The organism is Fructobacillus fructosus KCTC 3544 (genome assembly GCF_001438695.1).
GTDB lineage: Bacteria > Bacillota > Bacilli > Lactobacillales > Lactobacillaceae > Fructobacillus > Fructobacillus fructosus.
The window spans coordinates 1-4,202 of sequence record NZ_JQBH01000009.1 but is presented as its reverse complement, the minus strand read 5'-3'; the positions used below and the strand labels follow the sequence as shown (position 1 = coordinate 4,202).

The following is a 4,202-nucleotide window of genomic DNA, read 5'->3' as shown; positions in this document are numbered from 1 at the left end:
GCTTCGTGATGCAATTGATGAAATAAATGAATTTATTCCTCAATTATCTGTTAGTGAGCTAGACAGCGAAACAATTTCAAATTTTAAAGATATTACAAAACAAGAGGCACTTAAAAACAAAACGTTAGATTCGCTTAATTCATTTTTTGAAGATTATGAATTAAAGAATGTAAAAATTAAGCGAGTAATGGACGAAAAAAATAAGCCAACCAATAGGATTGACTATATTATTTCAATGTCACGACTCAGATGAGATTAACGTAAATATACGTCCAGACAATGAAGTTTGGTCATTGAATTTAGCGCTCACCCAATTATCTTTGAACAGTAATTTTGAGGCTTTGTAATTATCATTTTCAAAAGTAACAGTTGATCCGTCATCTAACGTAACGTCTACTTTCAATACATTGTTAATGAACTGATGTTCATTGCTATTAATATTGAGAAATTCAAACATAACTATTCTCCTTTCAATTTACTAGGCACGTCACTGCCAGTAACTAAAGGATAGCAAAAAAGGAGCGAAGCATGAAAAAAGAAGATGAAGAATTTTATCAAATCCCCAATTGGGTATCTGTAATTGCTAGTGTAATCGGCGGTCTCATTGGTTCGCTAACGACTACATTCCTAATGTATATGTTTTCAAAATGATGCCAAAAGAAAGGATGACAAAATGATTAGTTTCAAATCAAAATATTCATGGTCTATCGAAGAAATTTGCAAAAATGTTGGATTTTCTCGCCAAACATTTGAAGCGCATTGGCGTAATCATAAATGGTTTCCAAAGCCATATTTTAAATCAGGAAATTTGGTTCTTTATCGAGGGACAAAAATTGAAGAGTTTGTAGAAAAGATAGAAAAGCATGGAGGTGTGTGATGACAAATAGCATGTTTTGGAATGGAGTAATCAACTGGTTCTTCCTAATTGGAGCAACCGGTGGATTTATCTACTTAGTGGTACTTTCGCTCGATAAGAAGCCATTGTTTGGTGACAACGACGTTAGACGTGATCTTGAAAATGATGCCTCTAAAGATGGCAAACGATTTTTTAAAGCACAGAAAAAAGCTCTCAAGGCTGCAACCAAGAGAGCTAAGGCATAAATTTCTTTGCAGGAAACTTTATGTCTCTAGTATATCACGGAGGACATATGAACGATAAAGAAATCATCACAGCACAGAGCGAAGTGATTAAGTCACAAGCAGATGTGATTACATCATTAACTGATCTAGTTGTTTCATATCAAGAACGATTAGACAAAGAGACCGTAGTAAAAGGTTTCGCCGGAGGCAGCCATGAAAATTGAAAACAGCATGTTGATGTACCCAGAAAACACGCAACGACTTGAACGATACGAGCAACTACAAGATGCAATCTATGCCAAGCGTGACGAAATCAAGAAGATGGAGAGTACCAAGGAAGACTTGGAAGCTGACATTGACGAAAAGTACGCAGAACTTGGTGACTTACAACAGGAGGTTGCAGAACTATGACAGAAGCAATTACACTTCCGTCTGAATTAATCCAAGACGGCAAGATTGAGTTTAAGAACCTTGATCAGTACCTAGCCATGGTCGATAAGTATGTTGCATATGGTAACAACTTTGTCGTGACAGAAGAAACGATGAAGGGCGCTAAGGACGAAAAAGCGCTGATTAACAAGATGGTTAAGGAGTCCGCTTCAAGGCGTTCTGACATTGAAAAAAATATGCTTGCTCCTTGGCTACCAGTTAAGGAACAGATGATGAATGCCGAGAAGAGGCTTAAATCGGCAGGTAATAACATCAAGGTTCAACTTGATAAGTACGATGAAGAATTGAAGGAAAAGTGGCGGGCTAATATCAAACTTTACATTGAAAGCCAGTATCAAGACACGCCATATGAACCACGGATTCCAATTGATGAAAAGTGGCTATACAAGAAGAACTTCAACGGAACTGAACCAAAAGACAGTTTCATTGATAACGAATTAACACTATCCATCATGACTGACAAAGCCAACCAGAAGACTGAACAAAATGAAATCAACATGGTTAAGGAGTTTGCTAGTCAATTAAATGTCAATCCAGCCCCTTACATCAAACAGTTGGATAGTCATTCGCTGCCTGATGTGACCGAAGGTATGAAGTTCGATGTGCGGATGGCTAACCAACAACGAGAAGCGAAGGAAGCGGCGCAACGTGCCGAACGTGAACGCGCCATCTCACAAGCGCAAACAAAGCAAGTTGACGAAGAGACAGGCGAAGTGATTAAGCCTGTTGAAGAACGCTATGACCGTTCATTTAAGGTGTTTGCATGTACTCGTGAAGAGTTGCAAGAGATTGCTGACTTCTTGAATAGCAAGGGTATCCAATTTCAAGGAACTAGTGAAGGTTAGGAGGAGTCGGCATGACTGAGACAAAATCGGTATTTAAAACACTGAGTGAGATTAACGTAAACGAACATGTTGACAAAAAAGGAAATTTTAAATATTTGTCATGGCCTTGGGCAATATCGGAAGTGATGAAACGCTACCCAGATACAACTTACGAAATGAAAGAGAATGAAGACGGTGAGTATCTATTTGGAAACCCACAAAAAGGTTATATGGTAAAGACAACTGTCACAATTCAAGGTCGAACACTTGGTATGCAACTGCCAGTCATGGATGTGCGTAACAAGTCACTATTAAAGCCAACTTCGACTGACGAAAACAAGGCAATTATGCGTTGTTTAGTTAAAAATCTATCGATGTTTGGACTCGGTATTTATATCTACGCCGGAGAAGATTTACCAGACGTAGATCCTAAAAAAATCACACCAGAACAGGCTAATATTCTCGATATTACTATCCAAAATGCTGAAAAAGTAACTGGTAAACATTTATTAAGTTGGGCAACAAGCCAACTAGGAGTGGCGAAACTAAGCGACATCAACGAAAACGATTACAAGCAGGCTGAAAAGTTTGTCAACGATTTACTAGAAAAGGCCAAGGATAAAGCTGAAATTAAGAAAGAGGAGCAAACAGCATGATTAACCGAGTGGTATTAACTGGACGATTAACTAAAGACGTAGAGCTGCGATACACGCAATCTGGGGTAGCGGTTGGATCTTTTAACCTAGCAGTCCAACGCCCATTTAAAGACGCTAACGGAGAACGTGAGAGCGACTTTATTAACGCTGTTATCTGGCGTAAGGCAGCCGAAAACTTTGCCAACTTCACGGGTAAAGGAGCTTTGGTAGCTATCGAGGGTCGCTTGCAGACACGTAACTATGAAAACAACCAAGGACAGCGTGTATATGTGACGGAAGTAGCGGTTGATAACTTCTCACTACTTGAAAGCAGGGCAGAATCAGAACACCGCCGTCAGCAAAACGGATCAAGTAATAACCAGCAACCTACGCAACAACAAAGCACTGCTAATCCATTTTCAAACAATAATGACGGACTTGATATTAGTGATGATGACCTGCCATTTTAAGAAATTGGTATAGCTATGTTCAAATTCGGAAAACGGCTCAAAAGTCTACGAGAAAAAGAAGGGGTCACACAGCGAAAAATGGCGAAGCATATCGGCATGTCAGCAGGCACGATTAACAACCTTGAGAACGGGTATTCGAAGCCAAGTTTTGACGTCTTGATTGACATTGCAGACTATTTCGAAATGTCGCTAGATGACCTAGTTGGAAGAGAAAGGAGGAGAGATGGCAAATACTAGGTTTTTCTCACAGATACCGGCATGGGTTGATGAGTTAGACAACGTTAGTGACTTCCAAGTTCGACTGCTTGGATTCATTTACACGCTATCAAACACAGGCCAACATGCATTTCCTAGTAATAGCTTTCTGGCTGACAAGTACCACAAGACAACCCGATCAGTACAGCGAGCACTAAGCGACTTGTATGAAAAAGGGTTGTTAAAAAGTACGGTCAAATACAAAGATGGCACCACAATTATTGAAAAACGGTATCTAGAGTTGATCGAACCGGGGGTAGGGACACAAACGTCCCTACCTAACGACAAAAATGTCACCCCCCTAGGGACACAAACGTCCCTACCCCAGGGACATAAACGTCCCTACCCTAGGGACAAAAATGTCCTAGATAATAGATTAACTAATAAATTAACTAATAGATTAGATACACATAAGGGCGTTGATGACGTCATTGACCCCATGACAGCTTCAAAAATGTTGGCTGCTTATAACAAGGCAACTGGACGAA

Annotated in this window: 11 protein-coding genes; all 11 read left to right on the top strand. The window is 39.7% G+C overall.

Going from position 1 to position 4,202, the window contains the following annotated elements; genetic code table 11:
* The coding region (locus tag IV71_RS08050; RefSeq protein WP_162258597.1) for a hypothetical protein at positions 1 to 253 on the top strand (253 nt) is incomplete at its 5' end.
* Positions 254 to 528: 275 nt separating this feature from the next.
* Positions 529 to 651 carry a hypothetical protein gene (locus tag IV71_RS08435; RefSeq protein ID WP_010691976.1) on the top strand — a complete coding sequence of 41 codons (123 nt, stop codon included), beginning with the start codon at positions 529 to 531 and terminating at the stop codon, positions 649 to 651.
* 22 nt (positions 652 to 673) lie between these two features.
* Positions 674 to 877 (top strand): helix-turn-helix transcriptional regulator, encoded by a 204-nt coding sequence (locus tag IV71_RS04955; protein ID WP_010691975.1) that lies wholly within the window; start codon positions 674 to 676, stop codon positions 875 to 877.
* Positions 877 to 1,101: a hypothetical protein gene (locus IV71_RS04950; protein WP_010691974.1), complete on the top strand. Its 225-nt coding sequence runs from the start codon at positions 877 to 879 to the stop codon at positions 1,099 to 1,101. Before IV71_RS04955 ends, IV71_RS04950 begins: the two co-directional genes overlap by 1 nt.
* A 47-nt stretch (positions 1,102 to 1,148) precedes the next feature.
* On the top strand, positions 1,149 to 1,304 hold the full coding sequence (locus IV71_RS04945) for a hypothetical protein (RefSeq protein ID WP_156405640.1): 156 nt from the start codon (positions 1,149 to 1,151) through the stop codon (positions 1,302 to 1,304).
* The gene (locus IV71_RS04940) at positions 1,294 to 1,491 is read left to right on the top strand and encodes a hypothetical protein (RefSeq protein ID WP_010691972.1); all 198 of its coding nucleotides are present in this window, start codon (positions 1,294 to 1,296) and stop codon (positions 1,489 to 1,491) included. Before IV71_RS04945 ends, IV71_RS04940 begins: the two co-directional genes overlap by 11 nt.
* Entirely contained in the window at positions 1,488 to 2,375 is an 888-nt protein-coding gene (locus IV71_RS04935) for a DUF1351 domain-containing protein (RefSeq protein ID WP_010691971.1), read from the top strand. The genes IV71_RS04940 and IV71_RS04935 overlap by 4 nt, the downstream gene beginning before the upstream one ends.
* Positions 2,376 to 2,386: 11 nt before the next feature.
* The gene (locus tag IV71_RS04930) at positions 2,387 to 3,010 is read left to right on the top strand and encodes a Sak single strand annealing protein (RefSeq protein WP_010691970.1); all 624 of its coding nucleotides are present in this window, start codon (positions 2,387 to 2,389) and stop codon (positions 3,008 to 3,010) included.
* Positions 3,007 to 3,459, top strand: coding sequence for a single-stranded DNA-binding protein (gene ssb, locus IV71_RS04925; protein ID WP_010691969.1), 453 nt, complete (start codon positions 3,007 to 3,009; stop codon positions 3,457 to 3,459). Before IV71_RS04930 ends, ssb begins: the two co-directional genes overlap by 4 nt.
* A 15-nt stretch (positions 3,460 to 3,474) precedes the next feature.
* On the top strand, positions 3,475 to 3,696 hold the full coding sequence (locus IV71_RS04920; RefSeq protein ID WP_010691968.1) for a helix-turn-helix domain-containing protein: 222 nt from the start codon (positions 3,475 to 3,477) through the stop codon (positions 3,694 to 3,696).
* Positions 3,683 to 4,202, top strand: a 520-nt coding sequence (locus IV71_RS04915; protein WP_162258596.1) for a helix-turn-helix domain-containing protein, incomplete at its 3' end; no start/stop codon positions are given. The genes IV71_RS04920 and IV71_RS04915, both read left to right, overlap by 14 nt.

Bases quoted from the DNA above. Each gene is read 5' to 3' on its own strand.
- ssb (WP_010691969.1), top strand. From the start codon at position 3,007: ATGATTAACCGAGTGGTATTAACTGGACGATTAACTAAAGACGTAGAG.
- IV71_RS04935 (WP_010691971.1), top strand. From the start codon at position 1,488: ATGACAGAAGCAATTACACTTCCGTCTGAATTAATCCAAGACGGCAAG.
- IV71_RS04940 (WP_010691972.1), top strand. From the start codon at position 1,294: ATGAAAATTGAAAACAGCATGTTGATGTACCCAGAAAACACGCAACGA.
- IV71_RS04955 (WP_010691975.1), top strand. From the start codon at position 674: ATGATTAGTTTCAAATCAAAATATTCATGGTCTATCGAAGAAATTTGC.
- IV71_RS04945 (WP_156405640.1), top strand. From the start codon at position 1,149: ATGAACGATAAAGAAATCATCACAGCACAGAGCGAAGTGATTAAGTCA.
- IV71_RS04920 (WP_010691968.1), top strand. From the start codon at position 3,475: ATGTTCAAATTCGGAAAACGGCTCAAAAGTCTACGAGAAAAAGAAGGG.
- IV71_RS08435 (WP_010691976.1), top strand. From the start codon at position 529: ATGAAAAAAGAAGATGAAGAATTTTATCAAATCCCCAATTGGGTATCT.
- IV71_RS04950 (WP_010691974.1), top strand. From the start codon at position 877: ATGACAAATAGCATGTTTTGGAATGGAGTAATCAACTGGTTCTTCCTA.
- IV71_RS04930 (WP_010691970.1), top strand. From the start codon at position 2,387: ATGACTGAGACAAAATCGGTATTTAAAACACTGAGTGAGATTAACGTA.